The following is a 21,135-nucleotide window of genomic DNA, read 5'->3' on the forward strand; positions in this document are numbered from 1 at the left end:
GCAGATCGGCTCGGACGTGCATGTGCTGGTTGCCGGCAAGGGCGCCAAGCCGGCAGCGTCGGCTGCCGCCAAGCTGAAGGGCGTGAGCAAGGTGCTGTTGGCCGAGGCCGACGAGCTTGCCGAGCGCCTGGCCGAACCGACGGCAGCGCTCATTGTGTCGCTGGCGGGCGCCTACGACACCATCATCGCGCCGGCGACCTCGTCGGGCAAGAATGTCGCGCCGCGCGTGGCTGCGCTCCTCGATGTCGCGCAGGTGTCCGAGATCATCGAAGTCGTATCGCCCGACACCTTCAAGCGGCCGATCTATGCCGGCAACGCCATCCAGACGGTGCAGTCGAGCGACGCCAAGAAGGTGATCACCGTGCGCACCGCCTCCTTCCAGGCAGCCCCCGAGGGCGGCTCGGCAGCCGTCGAGACCGTCAAGGCCGCGGCCAATCCGGGCCTCTCCACCTTCATCGAGAACAAGCTTTCCGAGACCGACCGTCCGGAGCTGACCTCGGCCAAGATCATCATCTCGGGCGGCCGCGCGCTGGGCTCCTCGGAGAAATTCCAGGAGGTCATCCTGCCGGTTGCCGACAAGCTCGGCGCCGCGGTCGGCGCTTCCCGCGCCGCCGTCGATGCCGGCTATGCGCCGAACGACTGGCAGGTCGGCCAGACCGGCAAGGTGGTTGCCCCCGATCTCTACATCGCGGTCGGCATCTCCGGCGCCATCCAGCACCTTGCCGGCATGAAGGATTCCAAGGTCATCGTCGCCATCAACAAGGACGAGGAGGCGCCGATTTTCCAGGTTGCCGACTACGGCCTTGTCGGCGACCTGTTCGTCATCCTGCCGGAACTGCAAAAGGCGCTTTGACGCTTTCTGCCAAAGCGTATTAAATGGTGAGGGTGGGGTAGACGAAGTCGCCCCGCCCTTTTAGTTTGCACCGCACAAAAAGCAGGCCGCAAAGGCTGAAAGCAATCCAGCAAAGTGCGCAGCGGTTTTGCGTCCGGGATTGCGGTAAAATAAAAGGTGGAGCGCTTTCGCAGTTCAAGCGGAAGGGTTCAGGACGGGATCGGTGTAATGAGCAAGATCGAGACGATCGGCATCATCGGCGCGGGCCAGATGGGTGGCGGCATCGCCCATGTCTCCGCGCTTTCAGGCTACAAGGTATTGATCTACGATATCTCGCCCGACCGCATCGAGAAGGGCATCGCCACGATCAGCGGCAACATGGCCCGCCAGGTGGGGTCCGGCAAGCTCGACGAGAAGGTGCGCAACGACGCGATGGGCCGCATTTCGGCCGCCCCCGCGATGGCCGATCTTGCGGGTGCTGACCTGGTGATCGAGGCGGCGACCGAGGACGAGACGGTCAAGCGCAAGATCTACGCCCAGCTTTGTCCGCAGCTCAATCCCGAAGCCATCCTGGCGACCAACACCTCGTCGATCTCGATCACGCGGCTTGCCGCGCAGACCGACCGGCCCGAGCGGTTCATCGGCATACATTTTATGAACCCGGTGCCGCTGATGAAGCTGGTCGAACTGGTGCGCGGCATCGCCACCGAGGACCAGACCTTCGAGGCAGCCAAGACCTATGTGAAGCAGCTCGACAAGACGATCACGGTCTCGGAGGATTTTCCTGCCTTCATCGTCAACCGCATCCTGCTGCCGATGATCAACGAGGCGATCTACACGCTCTATGAGGGTGTCGGCTCGGTCGACGCCATCGACACGGCCATGCGGCTCGGCGCCAACCATCCGATGGGGCCGCTGCAGCTGGCTGACTTCATCGGGCTCGATACCTGCCTGTCGATCATGCAGGTGCTGCATGACGGCCTGTCGGACTCCAAGTACCGCCCTTGCCCGCTACTGGTGAAATATGTCGAGGCCGGCTGGCTCGGCCGCAAGACCGGGCGCGGCTTCTACGACTATCGCGGCGAGCATCCCGTCCCGACGCGCTGAGCGGATCGTCGGCGCAAATCAGGGACAAGCCTTTCGGTTCAACGGCGACGGGTCTATCAGGAGGCCACCGCCAGTGGCTCTGTCCGGCCATCCACGATCTGTGCGTCGGGCGCCACGGAGACACAGCCACGGCCCGCCGCCTTGGCGGCATAGCAAGCCGCATCGGCCCTGGCGATGATCTCGTCGACCTCGCCACAATTGGCATTGATCGCAGCCAACCCGATGCTGGCGCCGATCACGTGAGGACGGCCGTCCCAGGTGAAGTCTAGCCCGCCGATCGCATCGATGATGGAGCGCGCCGCGATCTTGGCGCCGGCTGCCGAACCCGATTTCAAAATGACCGCGAATTCGTCGCCGCCGAGGCGAGCGACGATGTCGTCTGGACCAAGCACGCCGCGAATAGCCACGGCAACCCGCTTCAGCAGCGCGTCTCCCGCCGCGTGGCCACCCGTGTCGTTGACCAGTTTGAAGTGGTCGAGGTCGATGAACATGAACTGATGTCCGGCGCCTCCGACCGACCTTGTCGTGTCGCCGACCGACCTTGTCGTGTCGCCGACCGACCTTGTCGTGTCGGCGGTGCCGTCCTTGCGCGCCTGGCCGACGAGGTCCTCCATGGCGCGGATGAAGCTGGAGCGGTTGGCAAGGCCGGTCAGCGCATCGTGTGCCGCGGCGTGGGCGAGCTGGCGCTGCAGCGCGCGCGCATCGGTAAAGTCCTGGAAGACGATGACGAGCCCGCAGAATTCGTGGCGGTCGTTGACGATCGGCGACACCACCTGGCGGATGCTGCAGCGCGTGTCGTCGCGCCGGATGAGGACGGCGCGGCTGTTCTGGTCGGCGGGCGCATGAACGCCAACCGCGGGCCGGGTCACGCCGATCCTGTGCCCCGTCTCCTCGTCGACCGCCCAGTAGACATGGCCAAGCATCTTGCCGAGAGCCTCGCCGCCGGCAATCCCGGTCAGCTTTTCGGCGACCGGGTTCATGAAGGTGATCCGGTTTGCGGCATCGGTGCAGATCACGGCATCGCCGATCGATTGCAGCGTCACCCTCAGCCGCTCCTTTTCATCGGCAAGCATTGCCGCCGACACGGTGAGGCGCTCTTCGGCCTCCTTGCGGCGGGTGATGTCGGTCAAGCTGCCGATGGCCCTGATCAGCCGTCCATCCTCATCACGTTCGATGGCCTTGCCGCGGTCGAGGATCCACACCCAGTGGCCATCCTTGTGGCGCATCCTGAACTCGGCCTCAAAGAACGGTGTCTTGCCCTCGAGATGAGCGCGATCCGCTTCGGCGACAGTCTCGCGATCATCAGGATGGATCATCGTCAGCCAGCGGTCGGTGTCGCCATCGAGCTCGCCATCCGCATAGCCCAGCATCTTGACCCAGGTCGAGGAATAGGTCGTGCCGCCCTTGCGCATGTCGAGGTCCCAGACGCCCTGGCCGGCGCCGGCGAGCGCGAAATTCCAACGCGTTTCCGCTTCGGCAATGCGCGCCTCGGCCTGCTTGCGAGCGTCGATGTTCTCGATTTGCGAGACGAGATAGAGCGGGCGGCCGCTGGTCTCATCGCGAATGACCGAACCGGCAAGATGGGCCCAGACGGGCGTTCCGTCCTTGCGGAGATAGCGCTTCTCGAAATGGAAGGAATTGACCGTGCCCGCCTTCAGATCGTCCATCGTCTCCCGCCCGATCTGCTGGTCGTCGGGATGCGTGATCTGGAAGAAAGTCTGCGTCTCGATCTCTTCGCTTGTGTAGCCAAGCATGGCCGCGAAGGCCGGATTGGTCTGGCGGATGCGCCCATCGAGACCGACAACGACGATACCGATCGCTGAATCCTCCATGGCGCGGCGGAAGCGCAGCTCGCTCTCGGCGATCTGTTGGCGATCCATGCTGATCCTGCGGGTGGACAGGGCAGCGAGGAACAGCGCGCCCGCCGCCACTGCCATCGCGATCTGCAGGCAGAGTTTCAAGGCTTCGGTGCCCAGGTCCAGGTGCGACAGCAGGATCGAGGCCGCCAGCACGCCCAGGCCGGCGACGAGCAACGCCAGCCCTGCACGCCCAAGAGATTCTCGGCTGGTCAATCCTCGCCACATCACGATACGTGCCACCCCCGTGCGCAAACGCATGTTCTCGCCTCAACCTTGGCGGATCGATTTTAAGGAAAGGTTGCGTCAGGCATTCCGGTGCCATCGCTAACCGGCAAACAATTGCCGGCATGATTAAGGATCGGTATGCGCGAGCGGGCGAGCGTGGCGCAACGCTACCAGCGCACGAAAAACCGTCCGCCGAGCGCGCCAAGCAATGCGAGCGCTGCAATGGCTATCGTGTACCAGGTGGCGACGAAAAGCGGCGAATCGTCGAAGCAGTGGGCGGCATAGAAGGTTGCCGCCAGCCCGCCGGCGAGCAGGCCTGCCACCGCACCGGCAAGCACCGGCCGTGTCGGCGCCCCGTAGCGCAGCATCCACAGGAAGATGGCAAGCGGACCGAGGCCGATCAGCGGGATGAAAGCCATGCAGATCATCATGTTGGAGCCGACCATTTTGGTTCCCCACAGCGCCTCCGGCACCATGAAAAGCTCCAGAACCACCGCCACGGCTACCAGCACTGGCGCCGCAGCCATCCCAGCCATTGCCCGGCCCGTCGACGCACCCGGCGTCGACAAGGCACGGATCAGGGCGAAGGCGCCGACGGCAAGCACGATGGTGAAAACAAATTTGGAAAGGAAGCGCATCGTGTGCGCGGCCGCCATGAAATCCGGGCGTGGGCCGATGGTCAGCAGGAAAACGACGGCCGCGATCACCGCTGCCGCACCGGCGGCCAGCCACCAGGCCGATTGCAGCGGCATCGCCTTGCTGGTTGCATCGGCGTCCAGCGCCTTGATGAGATCGTCCGTTCTCATGTCATTCCCGCCCGAACCGCCCCTGCCCGAATCGCTTGGCTATCGCGGCAAGTCCGCGATGCAGCGACACCCGCACCGCCGTCTCACTGATGCCGAACTTTGCCGCCGTCTCGCCGATGGACCGCCCTTCCACCGACACGGCCGAGACCACGGAGCGCTGAGCCGGCGACAGACCGTCCAATGCACGGTTGATGTCGCGCTCGCTGACGGTCTCGGTTTCCGGCTCGGCGAACGTCTCGGCGATATCGTCGACGTCGATCTCGATGCGCCGTCCGCGCCGCCTGAACGCATCGATCAGCTTGAAGCGGGCAATCGCATAGACCCACGGCAACACCGGCGCATCCTGACGCCAGGTATGCCGTTTCACATGAATGGCCAGCAAGGTTTCCTGCACGACATCCTCGGGATCGACCCCGCCCTGCACGATCTTGCGCCTGGCAAAACCGCGAACCAGCGCGGCAATCCGGTGCAGAAAGTCGGCGTAAGCCCTTTCATCTCCCGCGATCGCGGCCCGCATCAGCCGGGAAAGTTCGGCCTCGTCCTTGCCGCTCACAAGAGTTCACTCCCCGATTTTCGCGTCTCGGCGCTGATTTGTTACGTGGCCGGCGAAATAATGTCCAAGCCAAACTGTCGGCAAATCACGAAAGTTTGCGGCACCGCCGAACCGTGAGCATCACGCGGAATTGTCCGTTCGGCACCCACCTTTGCACGTCAGCGACCGATTGAAGCACACCAACAATGTTGACTATAGCTGTCATGTATCGATAGGTGCAGCCGTGACAGACCTAGGACCCCCGAAATCGAGGACAATGCCATGAAATACGCTCTTTCCACCCTCGCCGGCGCCGCTGCGCTGGCAATCAGCCTCATCGCCGGTCCGGCAAAGGCGGAAGAGGATGGCATCATTGTCTACAACGCCCAGCACGAAAGCCTGACCAAGGCGTGGGCCGAAGGCTTCACCAAGGAAACAGGCATCAAGGTCACCGTGCGCAATGGCGGCGACAGCGATTTCTCCAACCAGATCGTCGCCGAGGGCGCTGCTTCGCCCGCAGACGTCTTCCTGACCGAAAACTCACCGGCCATGGCGCTGGTCGAAAGCGCCGGCCTGTTCGCGCCGGTCGACGCGGACACGCTGGCGCAGGTTCCCCAGGACTATCAGCCGGCCAGCGGCAAATGGGTCGGCGTTGCCGCGCGCAGCACGGTCTTTGCCTATAACAAGACCAAGCTGACTGCCGACCAGTTGCCCAAGTCGATGCTGGACCTCGCCGATCCGAGCTGGAAAGGCCGTTGGGCCGCCTCCCCCTCGGGCGCCGATTTCCAGGCCATCGTCAGCGCCCTGCTCCAGCTCAAAGGTGAAGCCGCTACCGCCGACTGGCTGAAGGCGATGAAAACCAATTTCACGGCCTACAAGGGCAACAGCACGGTGATGAAGGCGGTTAATGCCGGCGAGATCGAAGGCGGCGTGATCTACCACTATTACTATTTCGGCGATCAGGCCAAGACCGGCGAAAACAGCAAGAATGTCGCGCTGCACTATTTCAAGAACCAGGATCCGGGCGCCTTCGTCTCGATCTCCGGCGGCGGTGTGCTGGCTTCGAGCAAGCATCCGAAGGAAGCCCAGGCGTTCCTGAAATGGCTGACAGGCAAAGGCGGTCAGGACGTGCTGAAAACCGGCGATTCCTTCGAGTACGCGGTCGGCAAGGGTGCGGACTCCAACCCGAAGCTGGTGCCGCTCGCCGATCTGCAGGCGCCGAAGGTCGATGCCACGACGCTGAACTCCAAGAAGGTCACCGATCTGATGACGGCAGCCGGCTTGCTTTAGTTGCCATTCGTCCTAAAAGGACACCCGACCACGCTCCCGCGGGAATTCGCCTTCCGCGGGAGTGATTTTGTTTTTCGAGATGGCATTCGTCGATGACGACACGCTGTGTTCCCGACCGCGATCGCGGTCTTTCAATTGCTGCCGCTGGACGGCAACGGCACGGCGTCTGACCTGATGCAGTCCGCGGTCGATCTCGCGCATTCGGGCCTGCCTTCGGGCACAGGCCGAAGGGCTCGGCGACGCGCACCGCTTTGGCTGGTCCTCGCCGCCATCTTCGTTGCGCTGCTGGCGCTGGTGCCGCTTGCCTTCATCATCTGGATCGCGGTGCAGACCGGCTGGGAAACAGTCTCGGCACTGGTCTTCCGGCCGCGTGTCGGCGAGCTTCTGGTCAACACTGTCCTGCTGGTCGCGCTCTCGGTGCCGATCACCATCGTGCTGTCGGTTTCGCTGGCCTGGTTGACCGAGCGCAGCGACCTGCCGGGCGCCCGGCTCTGGGCCTGGCTGTGCGTGGCGCCGCTCGCCATCCCGGCTTTTGTGCACAGCTATGCCTGGGTCACCATCGTGCCGGGACTGCACGGCCTGTGGGCCGGCGTGCTGGTTTCCGTGATCGCCTATTTCCCGTTCCTGTATCTGCCGGTGTCGGCGGCGTTGCGCCGTCTCGATCCCGCCCTGGAAGACGCCGCCGCCGCACTCGGCCTTGGGCCCCGGCGCGTGTTCTGGCGGGTCGTGCTGCCGCAATTGCGGCTCGCCATCTGCGGCGGCTCGCTGCTGGTCGGCCTGCATCTGCTGGCCGAGTACGGCCTCTATGTCTTCATCCGCTTCGACACCTTCACCACGGCGATCGTCGACCAGTTCCAGTCGACCTTCAATGGACCGGCCGCCAACATGCTGGCCGGCGTGCTGGTCAGCTGCTGCTTCGTGCTGCTCGGCCTCGAAGTGCTGGTGCGCGGCGAGGAGCGCTATGCCCGTGTCGGCTCCGGCGCGGCGCGCCATCAGCAACGCACAAGCCTCGGACGCGCCACCCTGCCTAGCCTGCTCTTGCTAGTCGTCATCACGCTTTTGGCGCTCGGCGTGCCGTTCGTCACCATTGGCGGCTGGCTTGCCGCCGGCGGCTCCGCTGTCTGGCGCTTGGACGAGATCGGCCTGGCGCTTGGCCAGACGCTGTTCCTGGCGCTCGCCGGCGCGTTGCTCGCCACCGTCGCCGCCATGCCGATGGCCTGGATCTCGATCCGCGCGCGGGGCCATTGCAGCGTCTTCTGGAGGGCTGCAACTACATCGTCGGCTCGCTGCCCGGGGTCGTCATCGCACTGGCGCTGGTCACTATCACCGTACGCATCGCGCTGCCGCTCTACCAGACCTTGTTCACCATCCTGGTTGCCTATGCGCTGATGTTCCTGCCGCGCGCGCTGGTCAGCCTGCGGGCATCGATCGCGCAGGCGCCGGTCGAGCTCGAACGCGCCGCTTCCAGCCTCGGCCGGCCGCCGCTGCAGGCGCTGTGGTCGACGACGATCCGCCTGTCGGCGCCGGGTGCCGCGGCCGGCATGGCCCTGGTGGCGCTCGGCATCATGAACGAACTGACCGCCACCCAGATGCTGGCACCGAACGGCACCCGCACGCTGGCGATGGCTTTCTGGTCCTACAGTGGCGAGATTGATTATGCCTCGGCGGCACCCTACGCCTTCATCATGGTGGCGATGTCGCTGCCCTTGACCTGGCTGCTCTATGTCCAGTCGAAACGGATGGCCGGACGATGAGCTTTCTCGAAATCAGCGGCCTGCACAAGCAATACGGTCCCGTGGCGGCCCTTGCCGGCGTCGACCTCAGCGTCGCCAGCGGCAGCCGCACGGCGATCGTCGGTCCTTCCGGTTGCGGCAAGACGACCCTGCTGCGGCTGATTGCCGGCTTCGAGGCTCCGGACCAGGGCCACATCACGCTCGACGGTGCCATATTGGCCAACGGCGGCGCTGCGGTGCCGGCATATCGCCGAGGCATCGGTGTGGTGGCGCAGGATGGTGCCCTGTTTCCGCATCTGACCATTGGCGACAATATCGGTTTCGGCATGGGCCGCGGCGAGGACAAGCGCGCTGAGCGCATCGTCGAGCTCGCCTATATCGTCGGGCTCGACAAGGCGATCCTCAAACGCCGCCCGCACGAGCTTTCCGGCGGCCAGCAGCAGCGTGTGGCGCTGGCCCGGGCCATGGCGATGAAGCCCAGGCTGATGCTTCTCGACGAGCCGTTCTCGGCGCTCGATACCGGCCTGCGCGCCTCGATGCGCAAGGCGGTGGCCGAACTTCTGGAGGCCGCCGGCATCACCACCATCCTGGTGACGCACGACCAGGCCGAAGCGCTGTCCTTCGCCAGCCAGGTCGCGGTGATGCGCGACGGCAAGTTCTCGCAAATCGGCACGCCGCGCGAGCTCTATCTCAAGCCGAAGGACAGGATGATCGCCGAATTCCTCGGCGACGCCATCATCCTGCCGGCCAAGATATCAAATGGCTTCGCCAACTCGCCGCTCGGCCGCATCGCGGTCGACACCCATGACAGCCGCGATATCGCCCGCATCATGCTTCGCCCGGAGCAGATCGCGCTGAAGAGAACGTCGCGCGAGGGTATGTCCGGCACCTCGGACATGCTGTTCGGCGAGGTGACGGAATCCGAATTCGCCGGCTCGATGTGCACGGTCGCGGTGCGGCTCTTGAACAATGCCGATCCGCCCGATGCGGCAGCGATCGGCAACACGCCGCTGGTCCTGCGCAAACCGGGCATGGACGCGCCGGCGGTCGGCGAGATCGTCCGGCTGACTGTATCGGGAAAGGCGCATGTCTTCGCCTGAACGCCGCGTGGGTGGAGCGTAGGCCTATCTTTCTGATTAGCCGACGCGCTTTCCGGCCTGATCGAACCAGTGCAGCTTTTCTGCCTTGGCAACCACGCGCAATTGGTTGCCAACCGTGGCGGTGGCGCGACCCGCGACCCGCACGACGATCCTGCTGCCACCTGCAGCACAGTGAAGGAAACTTTCGGCGCCTACCGGTTCGACTGCCTCGACCAGCGCCGGCAGAATGAGCGCGCCGGACGGTGCCTCGGCCCCGAAGGTGACGTCGGCATCCTCGGGGCGGAAGCCGAGCGTGACGGCGTTCGCAGGCGCAAATTCAATCGTCTTGCCATCAGCCAGCGCCGGACCAGCCGGGCCTTGCGAAAGGGGCAGGAGATTCATCGGCGGCGCGCCAATGAAGGAAGCGACGAAGGTCGAGGCCGGCCTTTCGTAGACGTCGAGCGGCGCCCCCATTTGCTCGACCAGTCCGGCATTCATGACGACGAGGATGTCGGCCAACGTCATCGCCTCGAGCTGGTCATGTGTGACATAGACCGACGTGACGCCAAGCGAGCGCTGCAGGTTCTTTATCTCGACGCGCATCTGGCCACGCAATTTGGCATCGAGATTGGAGAGCGGTTCGTCGAAAAGGAAAACCCTCGGATTGCGCACAATGGCACGACCCATGGCGACACGCTGGCGCTGGCCGCCGGAAAGCTCGCGCGGGCGGCGGTCGAGCAGCGCCGAAAGTTCCAGTATTTTCGCCGTCGCGCGGACCCGGCTGTCGATCTCATCTTTCGGCGTGCCGCGGTTGCGCAGCCCATAGGCCATGTTGTCGTAGACTTTCATATGCGGATAGAGCGCGTAGTTCTGGAACACCATGGCGATGTCACGCTCGGTCGGACCGGTTGAGTTTACGATCTTGCCGTCGATCGCAACTGTTCCCGAGGAGATGGTTTCAAGCCCGGCGATCATTCTGAGCAGCGTGGACTTACCGCAACCCGACGGGCCGACCAGCACGCAAAGCTCCTTGTCGGGAACTGCGATTGAAACGCCCTTCACGGCCTCGAAACCGCTGGGGTAGACCTTCTTCACATCCTTCAGATCGACGGTCGCCATTCAGCTTCTCACTTTTCGGAATCGACCAGGCCGCGAACGAACCAGCGTTGCATCAGCACCACGACCAGGATCGGCGGCACGATGGCCAGCATCGCTGTAACCATGACCAGGTGCCATTGCGTATCGGCATCGGCGAAGGAGACCATCTTTCTGAGCGCGATGACGATCGTGTTCATGTTGCTGCTGTTGGTGACGAGCAACGGCCACAGATACTGTGTCCAGCCATAAATGAAGAGGATGACGAACAGCGCCGCGATATTTGTCCGCGACAGCGGCAACAGGATATCGAAGAAGAAGCGCCACGGCCCCGCACCGTCGACCCGCGCCGCCTCAACCAATTCGCCAGGAATTGTCATGAAGAACTGGCGGAACAGCAGCGTGGCGGTGGCCGAGGCGATCAGCGGGATGATCAGGCCCGCATAAGTGTCGATCATGCCGAGATCGACCATCACCTTGTAGGTTGGCAGGATGCGCACCTCGACGGGGAGCATCAGGGTGATGAAGATCAGCCAGAAGAAGGTCATGCGCAGCGGAAAGCGGAAGAACACGATCGCATAGGCAGACAGGATCGAGATGAATATCTTTCCCACCGCGATGCCGAGCGCCATGATCGTCGTGTTGAGCAGCAGCCTGCCGACGCTGACGCCGCCGATGCGGCCGACACCGCCGAACAATGCCTCGCTGTAATTGTTCCAGAACTGATCGCCGGGCAGGAGCGGCAATGGCGGCCTGAGGATCGTTTGCAGCGTCTGCGTCGAGGCAACGAACGTGTAGTAGATCGGGAAGGCGACGATCAATATGCCGAGGATCAGCATGGCGTGGGCGATGACGGTGCGGAGCGGTGACTGGCCGATCATCGCTCGCCCTCAGCCGTAATGGACTTTGCGTTCCACATAGCGGAACTGGATGGCGGTGAGCGAGATGACGATGATCATCAGGATGACCGACTGCGCCGCCGAGTCACCGAGGATCAGATTGACGAAGCCGTCATTGTAGACCTTGTAGACCAGCGTCTCAGTCGTCTTGCCCGGACCGCCCCCGGTGACGGCATGGACGATGCCGAACGTGTCGAACAGGGCATAGACGGTGTTGACGACCAGCAGGAAGAAGGTCGTCGGCGCAAGCAGCGGGAAGACGATGGTCCAGAATCGCTTGGTCTCGCCGGCGCCGTCCATGGCCGCGGCCTCGATCAAGGCTTTCGGCACCGCCTGCAGGCCGGCGACGAAGAACAGGAAATTGTAGCTGATCTGCTTCCAGGCAGCGGCGGACACCAGCAGGATCATGGCGTGGGTGCCATTGAGCAGTGGATCCCAGGCGATGCCGAAACTCCTCAGCATGTAGGCCAGCGACCCGATCGAAGGGTTGAAGAGGAACAGCCACAGCATACCGGCAATCGCCGGCGCCACCGCGTAGGGCCAGATCAAGAGCGTGCGGTAGAGACCTTTGCCGCGCACCACCTTCTCTGCCATGACCGCCAGCAGGAGCGCCACGCACATGGCGACGATAGCGGTCGCAAGGGAAAACACCACCGTGACCTTGATCGAGTTCAGGTAGGCCGGATCGGCAAGCACTTTCCTGAAATTGGCGAACCAGACGAACTTGGTCCTCAGCCCGAACGGATCCTGCCTGAGCATGGATTGGTAGAACGCCTGACCGGCCGGCCAGTAGAAAAAAACGAGCGTGATGGCCAGTTGCGGCGCCACAAGCAGGTAGGGAAGGACCTTGTTGGGGAACACGACGCGAGGGGTCACGGAGCCACTCCGAGGTGATGAGGCGGGGGGCACCATGCGGCACCCCTCTCCGCCAAGATGGCTTTGATGAGCGTTTCGGACTGGGCATCATCGACCATTGGCGAAATCGCAAGGCACGGCAAAACTCCCCTCACCGAGGGGAGATGCCCGGCGGGACAGGTAGGTGCGCCGTAGAGCAAGGACCTGCGCTCGCTCTAATTCCCCAGCGCTTCCTTGATCGCGGCATTGCCACGCGTAACCGCATTGTCGAGCGCCTGCTGCGCGGTCTGCTGGCCGGCGAGCATCTTCTCGAACTCCTCGTTCTGGATATCGCGCACCTGCGGCAGATTCGGCAGACGTACGCCCTTGGAATTGTCGGTCGGCGTCTTACCCGTCATCTGCAGGATCGGGGTCTCGCGGCCGACATTCTTGTCATAGAAACCGGACTTCTTGGTCGCTTCATAAGCCGCCAGCGTTACCGGCAGATAACCCGACTTCTGGTGCAGGTATTCTTGCACCTCGGTCTTCGACAGGTAGGCGAAGAAGGCCGCGACGCCCTTGTATTCCTCATCGGATTTGTCCGCGAAAACCCACAAGCTGGCGCCACCCGGCGTCGTGTTCTGCGGCGCACCCTTGGCGTCGCTGTCATACGGCAATTGGCCAATGCCGTAATTCATGCCGGACTTGACGATATCGCCAAGCCCGCCGGACGATTCGGTCATGATCCCGCATTCGCCCGCAAGGAAGATCTGCTTGGCTTCGGAGGTGCGGCCGCCATATTTGAAGGTGCCGTCCTTGGCGAGGTCCGCCAGCGCCTGGAAATGGTTGACGAAAATCGGCGCGTTGATCTTGAGCTCGACATCGCCGCCGGCCAGACCGTTCTGCTGGGTGGCCCATGACACGTCATTCCAGGCCGCGAAATTCTCCAGATGTATCCAGGTCAGCCAGGTCGAGGTGTAGCCGCAGGCGGCCGCGCCGCTCGCCTTGATCTTCTTGGCGTCTTCCCACACTTCATTCCAGGTCTTGGGTGGGCTATCGACGTCGAGACCAGCCTTCTTGAAGATATCCTTGTTGTAATAAAGGATCGGCGAGGAGGAGTTGTAGGGGAAGGAGAGCATGGTGCCGTCCGGCTTCGAATAATAGCCGACTATGCCTGGCAGATACTGGCTCTTGTCGAAGGTCATTCCAGCGCTGGTCAACACATCGGCTGCGGGCTTGATGGCACCTTCGGCCGCCATCATCACGCCGGTGCCGACGTCGAACACCTGGATGATGTCTGGCGCCTGGCCCGCGCGGTAGGCGGCAATGCCGGCATTCAGCGTCTCGGGATACGTGCCTTTGAACACCGGAACGAGCTCATAGTCGCTCTGGCTGGCATTGAAATCTTTGGAGATCTTGTCGACGACTTCGGCATTGGCGCCAGTCATGGCGTGCCACCAACTGATCTGCGTGACGGCAAAAGCGGAGGTTGAGGAAAGCATCATAAAGGTAGCGGCAACACCGGCCGCGAAGCCGAAGGACTTCATGTTTCATCTCCCGTTTGTCATTGGCGAAAGGGGGCACTCCCGCGAAGGCAATATGTGTCGCTCATGACAATCAGACAACGGTTTTGTTGCAGATCGACGAACTTCACCCTTTACCTGACGCAACGCTCGCCTCCGCTTGGAGGCATGGAGAGCGATACGGTTAGCCGGCTTAGCGCGACGACAAGCGCGCCAGGAAGCACCGTCGGGACTGTCAAGCTGGCTTTCGGCGTGTCAGCCCTGATTGCAGCCGCAGCAACCCGAAGAGACACGCCAAGGTTGCAGCCGACTTTATCGATCCCTCAACGGCAACGCGCTACTCGATACTGCTGCCCTGTTTATTTCCAAAGCTCAGGTGAAATAAATGCTGACGGTCTACAATTGTATCGTCAACGAACACGATCTGAGACTGGTCGCACTCGCCGCGCTGATCTGCGGAATTTCCTGCTTCTCTGCTGTCAACCTGCTTCAGCACATAAGCCGTTCCACAGATCGGAACCGGCTTGCCTGGCTGATGATCGCGGCCACTTCGACCGGCTTTGGCATCTGGGCAACGCACTTCATCGCCATGCTCGCATTCACACCGGGCATACCCAGTGCTTATGATCCGGCACTCTCCGTGCTTTCGCTCGCTGCTTCGGTCACTTTGACGGCAGCCGGCATGTGGATCGCCACCTTGCGGGATGAGTTCGACTATCATCTCGTCGGCGGCGCCGTGCTGGGCGGCGGTATCGCAGCCATGCACTACATCGGCATGGCGGCGTTCGAGGTTCAGGGCCGTATCGAGTGGAACCTGTTGCTTGTCGCCGTTTCCCTGCTGGCCGGCGTAACGCTCGCGGCGCTGGCGCTGCGTGTCGTGCAGCGCCGCCCCTCCTTGAAGGCGACATCCGGCGGCGCGGTGCTGCTGACGCTGGCGATCTGCACTCTGCATTTCATCGGTATGGGTGCCGTCTCCATCTTCCCCGATCCCTCGATCGTCATATCCGAATACACGATCGAGCCGACCTCGCAGGCTTTCGCCGCCGCCGCCGCCACACTGGTGATCCTGGTTCTGTCGGCATCGGCGCTGTGGATCGATTTGCGCTTCCGTCGCCAGAAGCTCGAGGTCGACCGCATGCACGGCCTGGCCAATGCCGCCGTGGAGGGGCTGATCGTCTGCGACGGCAACCGCATCATCAGTGCCAATGACAGCATTGCGGCACTGACGGGCATCGCAACAGCGACGCTGAACGGAATGCAGCTTGGCGATCTCTTCGGATCCGATATGTCGGGCTTCGGCGAACAGCCGCAGGAGGCCGAATTGAGCGGTCGCGATGGCACGAGCATTCCTGTCGAGCTGATCGCCAGGAGCATCGACTACTGTGGCAAACCGCACAACGTGGTCGCGGTCCGCGATATTCGCGAGCGCAAGAAGGCGGAACAGGAGATCCTGCGGCTTGCCCATTTCGATCCCTTGACCGGACTGGCCAATCGCCGCAGCTTTTCCGGCCGGCTGGAGACGGAAATCGCTGCGATGGGCCGGACCAGGAAAGGCGGCCAGCTTGCGCTTCTGCTGCTTGATCTCGACCGGTTCAAGGAGGTCAACGACCTGTATGGGCACGGCGCGGGCGACGCCATGCTGCAGAAGGTTGCGCAGTGCGCGACCGGTATCCTTCGTCCAGGGCAGATGGTGGCGCGGCTGGGCGGCGATGAGTTCGCCATCATCGCGCCGAACCTGGCCGACCCGTTGGAGGCGGGCCGTATCGCCAACGCGGTGCTGACCGCCATGCGCGAGGAAAACCGGCTCTCGGTCGGCGGCGGCCTTGTGTCGGCAAGCATCGGCATTGCGGTGTATCCGTCGGATGCCGAAAACCAGGCCAGCCTGATAAGCCACGCCGATACGGCACTCTACCGGGCCAAGACCGAAGGCAAGGACACTTACCGTTATTTCGAAGCATCGATGGGGGCCGAGGCCCGCGACAAGCGCGTCATGGAGCACGAACTGCGCCAGGCGGTCGCACGCCAGGAGTTCTATCTCGTCTACCAGCCGCAGAAAGAGATCAGCAGCGGAAAGATGGTCGGCTTCGAAGCGTTGGTCCGCTGGCGGCATCCGACGCGCGGCGACGTGTCGCCGGCCATATTCATCCCGGTGGCCGAAGACAGCGGCGCCATTGGCCAGATTGGCGAATGGGTGCTGACGGCTGCCTGCGAGGAAGCCGCCCGCTGGGAAAATCCGCTGACAGTGGCCGTCAACGTTTCGGCGGTGCAGCTCCACAACACGAATTTCAGCCGCAAGGTCCACGAAACATTGCTGAATTCCGGCCTGGCGCCCGGCAGGCTCGAGCTTGAGATCACCGAGACGGCGCTTGTCAAGGACATGCCGCGGGCGCTGGCCACCTTGCGGCAGGTCAAGGCGCTGGGCGTGCGCGTGGCCATGGACGATTTTGGAACCGGCTATTCCTCGCTCTCCAACCTCCGCGCCTTCCCCTTCGACAAGATCAAGATCGATGGCTCCTTCATCAAGTCGGTCGACAAGAACGGCCAGGTCGCGGCGATCGTGCGCGCCGTCCTGGGACTTGGACGCGGTCTCGGCCTGCCGGTTCTGGCGGAGGGGGTCGAGACGCTCGGCGAACTGAAATTCCTGGACGCCGAAGCCTGCGAGATCGGCCAGGGCTATTATATCGGCAGGCCAGCTCTCATCGAAGAATTCGGCGATCTGACCGGTGTCGTCGCACCCGCTGTCGGCAGCAAACCCGCTACCTTGCGCGACAGAAGCGTTCTGGCCTTCGCACCGGCACCTGCGCTAGCCACACGCTAGACTAGAGGCTCTCGGGCTTGAGTGCCGTCTCGACCAGCCGCCTGGCGTCCGGCCCCGACCATTCGGCCGGGCCGTTCATATGGGCGATCAGGCAGCCCTCGCCGTCGACCAGCATGGTGACAGGAAGGCCTAGCGCCAGGCCGCGCTTCTTGAGGTCGTTGAACAGCGCCATCGTCGAATCCCGGTAATAGCCAAGCGTCGCGACGCCGGTATCGCTGAGGAACTTCTTCGGCTTCACATCGTCGCCGGCATCGACATTGACGGCGATCACTTGAAAGGCGTCGCTGCCCTTTTCCTTCTGCAGCGCATCAAGCGCCGGCATTTCGGCACGGCACGGCGCGCACCATGTCGCCCACAGATTGAGCAGCACCGTCTTGCCGGCATGATCGGCAATCGTCATCGGCTTGCCGTCCGGACCGTTGAAGGCAAGGCTCTTCAGGGATTGTGGCGGATCGGCCGGCAAAAGTGCCGCGACCTCACCGGTGGCCGAAGCCGCGACCTTCTTGGCGCGGTCGCTCTTGGCCGCGCAGGCCACGTCGTCCTTGCTCTCACCCACGGCAGCTTGTGCCGGTGCATTGTTGCCAGACCGGCTCTCGCTGACATATACCGCGACCGCGCCCGCCAGCGCGCCCGCCACCAAGGCGGCGAGGATCAGGCGCGGGGCCGGGAAGAATCTACTACCGTCTGCCATTTTCTCAAAACTGCTCCGAAGCACGGGTTATAGCCATGAGCGACAAGAAAACCAGCAACCAGATGTGGGGCGGACGTTTTGCCTCGGGTCCGGCCGCCATCATGGAAGCGATCAACGCGTCTATCTCCTTCGACCGCAAACTCTATGCGCAGGACATCAAAGGCTCGATCGCCCATAGCGAGATGCTGGCGCAAACGGGCATTATTTCGGCGGCCGATCAAGAAAAAATCGCTGACGGGCTGAACACGATCCTGAGAGAGATCGAGGCGGGCAGCTTCGAGTTCTCGACGCGGCTCGAAGACATCCACATGAACATCGAGGCGCGCCTTGCCGATCTGATCGGTCCGGCGGCCGGCCGCCTGCACACCGCCCGCTCGCGCAACGATCAGGTCGCGGTCGATTTGCGGCTCTGGGTCAAGGAGGAGTGCTTTCGCGTCGCCGAGGCGTTGAAGGGGTTGATTGAGGCGTTGCTGGAGCGGGCCGAGGAGCATGCGGCGACCGTGATGCCGGGCTTCACCCATATGCAGGCGGCCCAGCCGGTGACCTTCGGCCATCACTGCATGGCCTATGTCGAGATGTTTTCGCGCGACCTGTCGCGCGTGCGCGATGCCATCGAACGGATGGATGAAAGCCCGCTCGGTGCCGCCGCACTTGCCGGCACAAGCTTCCCGATCGACCGCCACCGGACCGCCAAGGGGCTCGGCTTCCGCGAGCCGATGCGCAATTCGCTCGACAGCGTCTCGGATCGCGATTTCGCGCTCGAGTTCCTCGCTCTTGCCGCGATCTGCGCCACGCATCTGTCGCGGCTGGCCGAAGAGATCATCATCTGGTCGACGCCGCAATTCGGCTTCGTCAGGCTGTCGGACTCGTTTTCCACCGGCTCGTCGATCATGCCGCAGAAGAAGAATCCCGATGCCGCCGAACTGGTGCGCGGCAAGACCGGCCGCGTCACCGGCCATCTGGTCGGCCTGCTGACGGTGATGAAGGGCATGCCTTTGACCTATGGCAAGGACATGCAGGAAGACAAGGAATCGGTATTCGACGCCGCCGAGACGCTCGACCTGATGCTGGCGGCGATGACCGGCATGGTCTCGGACATGACGGTCAACGCAGCCGCGATGAAGAAGGCCGCCGGCTCCGGCCACGCGACAGCAACCGACCTTGCCGACTGGCTGGTGCGCACGCTCGGCCTGCCGTTCCGAGAGGCGCATCATGTCACCGGCCGGGCGGTGGCGCTGGCCGAAGACAAGAAGGTGGGGCTGGAGAAGCTTTCGCTGGAGGATCTGCAGTCGATCGATCCCGGCATCACGGCCGACATATTCTCAGTGCTGGCGGTGCAGAACTCGGTCAAGAGCCGCACCAGTTTCGGCGGCACCGCGCCGTCGGAAGTGAGGAAGCAGATCCGCGCCTGGAAAAAGCGACTGGCGAAAGCGTAATGCCGGATGTTGCGCCAGCAATATCCCGGACATGCGACCAGCAATATCCGGACGTTGCGCCAGATATTGCGACGAGCAATATCTCGGGGTGCAATGCGCCGAGAACTCGGCTAAAAGCGGCGGCTGACAAACGTTTCGGACGGATGGATCGATGACCGGAAGCAGGATTTTGGTGACGCTGACGCTGCTGGTGGCGATCGCGGCCGTTTCGGCCTGCGGCAGGAGGGGCGCTCTCGACACGCCCTATGAGGCGGCCGTGCAGGCGCGCAAGGATGCCTCGAAGGCCCACCAGCCCGTGCCGCCGGAGCCGGAAAAACCGGTCAAGGACAAGAAATTCATCCTCGACCCGCTGATCTAGAGCCGACGAGAGCCGGGCCTCCAAACCGATCTCATCGCGCCCCAACTTTCCGGAACCACTCCCGTGAACCATTTCGACTACCGCGATGGCGTGCTCCATGCCGAGGACGTGGCGATACCAGATATCGCCGCACAGGTCGGCACGCCATTCTACTGCTATTCGACGGCCACCCTGACCAGGCACTACCGGGTGTTTGCCCAGTCTTTCACCGGGCTCGACACGCTGGTCTGCTACGCCATGAAGGCCAATTCCAACCAGGCCGTCCTGCGGACGCTGGCGAAGCTCGGCGCCGGCGCCGACGTGGTTTCGGAAGGTGAATTGCGCCGGGCGCTGGCCGCCGGCATTCCGGCCGGCAAGATCCTGTTTTCGGGCGTCGGCAAGACCGCGCGCGAAATGGACTTTGCCCTTGCCGCCGGCATCCTCTGCTTCAACGTCGAGTCCGAGCCTGAACTCGAGCTGTTGTCGGCGCGAGCCGTTGCCCTCGGCAAGGTGGCGTCGATCTCGCTGCGCATCAATCCCGATGTCGACGCCAGGACCCACAAGAAGATCTCCACTGGCAAGGCCGAGAACAAGTTCGGCATCCCGTGGCAGCGGGCGCGGCAGGTCTATGCCCGCGCGGCAAAGCTTCCCGGCATCAGGATCACCGGCATCGACACCCATATCGGCAGCCAGATCACCGAGCTGCAGCCCTTCGACGACGCCTTCGCCCTGCTTGTCGATCTGGTCGGCGCGCTGCGGGCGGACGGCCATGCCATCGAGCATATCGACCTCGGCGGCGGCCTCGGCATCCCCTATCGCGTCGACAACAACCCGCCGCCGCTGCCCGATGCCTATGCCCAGATCGTCAGGAAGCATGTCACCAAGCTCGGGCTGAAGGTAATGTTCGAGCCGGGCCGGCTGATCGTAGGCAATGCCGGTATCCTCGTCTCGGAAGTGATCTTCGTAAAAGAAGGCGACGCCAAGAACTTCCTCGTCGTCGACGCCGCCATGAACGATCTCATCCGGCCGACGCTCTACGATGCCTTCCACGATATCCGTCCAGTCGTGCAGCCGCCGGCGGACACGCCGCGCATGATGGTCGACGTCGTCGGCCCGGTCTGCGAGACCGGCGATTATATCGGCCTGGACCGCGATCTGCCCAGGCTGAAGGCCGGCGACCTGATTGCCGTCTCCACCGCGGGCGCCTATGGCGCGGTGCAGGCCGGTACCTACAACACCCGCTTGCTGGTTCCGGAAGTGCTGGTCGACGGCGACCGGTTCCACGTCGTGCGCCCACGCCTGACCTATGACGACCTGATCAGGCTGGATTCCGTGCCCGACTGGCTTGCATAGAAGCGCCGGAAACACACCGACCCGTCAAAGGGAGCAATCATGACGAACGGCATCACCGTCACACGCGAGCGCATTGCCGCGATGGAACCGCGCATCCGCCCCTATATCAGGCACACGCCGGTGCTGCGCGTCGACATGGCCGACTTCGATCGGCCGCCGCTGGCCGTCGACCTGAAGCTCGAATGCCTGCAGCATTCCGGCTCGTTCAAGGCGCGCGGCGCCTTCACCAACCTGCTGGAGCGTGCGGTCCCAAAGGCCGGTGTCGTCGCAGCATCGGGCGGCAACCATGGCGCGGCCGTCGCCTATGCCGCCATGCGGCTTGGCCACAAGGCGACCATCTTCGTTCCCGAAGTGAGCCCGGCAGCCAAGCTGGAACGGATCCGCTCCTATGGCGCCGAGCTGATCGTCGGCGGCGCCCGCTATGCCGAAGCGCTGGCCGCCAGCGAACGGTTCGCCGAGGAGACCGGCGCCTTGCAGATCCATGCCTTCAACCAGGAGGAAACGCTCGTCGGCCAAGGCACGCTCGGGCTCGAAATCGAGGCCGATTTGCCTCGGATCGACACGCTGCTGGTCGCTGTCGGCGGCGGCGGTCTGATCGGCGGCATCGCTGCCTGGTTCGCGGGCCGCATCCGCATCATCGCCGTCGAGCCGGAAGGAGCGCCGACGCTGTATCGCGCCTTCGAGGC

Annotated in this window: 17 protein-coding genes and 1 pseudogene; 10 read left to right on the top strand and 8 right to left on the bottom strand. The window is 63.4% G+C overall.

Going from position 1 to position 21,135, the window contains the following annotated elements; genetic code table 11:
• Together EN932_RS08675 and EN932_RS08680 are read left to right on the top strand one after the other, a co-directional pair.
• Nucleotides 1-853, top strand: an 853-nt coding sequence (locus EN932_RS08675) for an electron transfer flavoprotein subunit alpha/FixB family protein (protein WP_164890448.1), incomplete at its 5' end; no start/stop codon positions are given.
• Between the two features lie 207 nt (nucleotides 854-1,060).
• Nucleotides 1,061-1,939, top strand: a complete 879-nt coding sequence (locus EN932_RS08680) for a 3-hydroxybutyryl-CoA dehydrogenase (protein ID WP_013529423.1) — start codon at nucleotides 1,061-1,063, stop codon at nucleotides 1,937-1,939.
• 56 nt (nucleotides 1,940-1,995) lie between these two features.
• Here the strand turns inward: EN932_RS08680 and EN932_RS08685 are convergent, their stop codons facing one another.
• From EN932_RS08685 to EN932_RS08695, 3 genes are all read right to left on the bottom strand, one after another.
• The gene (locus EN932_RS08685; protein ID WP_127369112.1) at nucleotides 1,996-4,056 is read right to left on the bottom strand and encodes a PAS domain S-box protein; all 2,061 of its coding nucleotides are present in this window, start codon (nucleotides 4,054-4,056) and stop codon (nucleotides 1,996-1,998) included.
• Between the two features lie 134 nt (nucleotides 4,057-4,190).
• The gene (locus tag EN932_RS08690; protein WP_127385512.1) at nucleotides 4,191-4,829 is read right to left on the bottom strand and encodes an NrsF family protein; all 639 of its coding nucleotides are present in this window, start codon (nucleotides 4,827-4,829) and stop codon (nucleotides 4,191-4,193) included.
• Nucleotide 4,830: 1 nt separating this feature from the next.
• On the bottom strand, nucleotides 4,831-5,382 hold the full coding sequence (locus EN932_RS08695; RefSeq protein WP_013529420.1) for a sigma-70 family RNA polymerase sigma factor: 552 nt from the start codon (nucleotides 5,380-5,382) through the stop codon (nucleotides 4,831-4,833).
• Nucleotides 5,383-5,643: 261 nt separating this feature from the next.
• Between EN932_RS08695 and EN932_RS08700 the strand changes: the two genes are divergently transcribed.
• The 3 genes and pseudogenes from EN932_RS08700 (at nucleotide 5,644) to EN932_RS08710 (ending at nucleotide 9,484) form a co-directional block, all read left to right on the top strand.
• Entirely contained in the window at nucleotides 5,644-6,651 is a 1,008-nt protein-coding gene (locus tag EN932_RS08700; protein ID WP_013529419.1) for an iron ABC transporter substrate-binding protein, read from the top strand.
• A 174-nt stretch (nucleotides 6,652-6,825) separates the two neighbouring features.
• Nucleotides 6,826-8,405: pseudogene (locus EN932_RS08705) on the top strand (iron ABC transporter permease).
• A complete protein-coding gene (locus EN932_RS08710) occupies nucleotides 8,402-9,484 on the top strand; it encodes an ABC transporter ATP-binding protein (protein WP_013529417.1) in 1,083 nt (360 codons plus the stop codon). Before EN932_RS08705 ends, EN932_RS08710 begins: the two are co-directional and overlap by 4 nt.
• 36 nt (nucleotides 9,485-9,520) lie before the next feature.
• Here EN932_RS08710 and EN932_RS08715 read toward each other — a convergent pair whose 3' ends face one another.
• The 4 genes from EN932_RS08715 to ugpB all read right to left on the bottom strand — a co-directional run bounded on the left by EN932_RS08715 (nucleotide 9,521) and on the right by ugpB (nucleotide 13,838).
• Complete coding sequence (locus EN932_RS08715) at nucleotides 9,521-10,582, bottom strand: sn-glycerol-3-phosphate import ATP-binding protein UgpC (protein WP_013529416.1); 1,062 nt, start codon at nucleotides 10,580-10,582, stop codon at nucleotides 9,521-9,523.
• 8 nt (nucleotides 10,583-10,590) lie between these two features.
• Complete coding sequence (gene ugpE / locus EN932_RS08720) at nucleotides 10,591-11,439, bottom strand: sn-glycerol-3-phosphate ABC transporter permease UgpE (protein WP_013529415.1); 849 nt, start codon at nucleotides 11,437-11,439, stop codon at nucleotides 10,591-10,593.
• Nucleotides 11,440-11,448: 9 nt separating this feature from the next.
• Nucleotides 11,449-12,369: a sn-glycerol-3-phosphate ABC transporter permease UgpA gene (gene ugpA / locus EN932_RS08725; RefSeq protein WP_050580468.1), complete on the bottom strand. Its 921-nt coding sequence runs from the start codon at nucleotides 12,367-12,369 to the stop codon at nucleotides 11,449-11,451.
• Nucleotides 12,370-12,527: 158 nt separating this feature from the next.
• Nucleotides 12,528-13,838, bottom strand: a complete 1,311-nt coding sequence (ugpB, locus tag EN932_RS08730) for a sn-glycerol-3-phosphate ABC transporter substrate-binding protein UgpB (protein ID WP_127368709.1) — start codon at nucleotides 13,836-13,838, stop codon at nucleotides 12,528-12,530.
• Nucleotides 13,839-14,199: 361 nt separating this feature from the next.
• On the opposite strand from ugpB, the gene EN932_RS08735 reads away from it, so the two are divergent.
• A complete protein-coding gene (locus EN932_RS08735; protein ID WP_127385830.1) occupies nucleotides 14,200-16,632 on the top strand; it encodes an EAL domain-containing protein in 2,433 nt (810 codons plus the stop codon).
• Between the two features lies 1 nt (nucleotide 16,633).
• On the opposite strand, the gene EN932_RS08740 is transcribed toward EN932_RS08735, so the two are convergent.
• Nucleotides 16,634-17,323 carry a TlpA disulfide reductase family protein gene (locus EN932_RS08740; RefSeq protein ID WP_063169085.1) on the bottom strand — a complete coding sequence of 230 codons (690 nt, stop codon included), beginning with the start codon at nucleotides 17,321-17,323 and terminating at the stop codon, nucleotides 16,634-16,636.
• Between the two features lie 35 nt (nucleotides 17,324-17,358).
• Here EN932_RS08740 and argH point away from each other — a divergent pair, with 35 nt between their 5' ends.
• The 4 genes from argH to EN932_RS08760 all read left to right on the top strand — a co-directional run.
• A complete protein-coding gene (argH, locus tag EN932_RS08745; RefSeq protein WP_127388293.1) occupies nucleotides 17,359-18,759 on the top strand; it encodes an argininosuccinate lyase in 1,401 nt (466 codons plus the stop codon).
• A 151-nt stretch (nucleotides 18,760-18,910) separates the two neighbouring features.
• Entirely contained in the window at nucleotides 18,911-19,117 is a 207-nt protein-coding gene (locus tag EN932_RS08750; RefSeq protein ID WP_023811112.1) for a lipoprotein, read from the top strand.
• Nucleotides 19,118-19,180: 63 nt separating this feature from the next.
• A complete protein-coding gene (lysA, locus tag EN932_RS08755) occupies nucleotides 19,181-20,449 on the top strand; it encodes a diaminopimelate decarboxylase (protein WP_127385275.1) in 1,269 nt (422 codons plus the stop codon).
• A gap of 39 nt (nucleotides 20,450-20,488) precedes the next feature.
• A partial coding sequence (locus tag EN932_RS08760) for a pyridoxal-phosphate dependent enzyme (protein WP_128368789.1) occupies nucleotides 20,489-21,135 on the top strand: 647 nt, incomplete at its 3' end.

Source organism: Mesorhizobium sp. M7A.F.Ca.US.002.01.1.1 (assembly GCF_004022955.1).
GTDB classification, from domain to species: Bacteria; Pseudomonadota; Alphaproteobacteria; order Rhizobiales; family Rhizobiaceae; genus Mesorhizobium; species Mesorhizobium ciceri.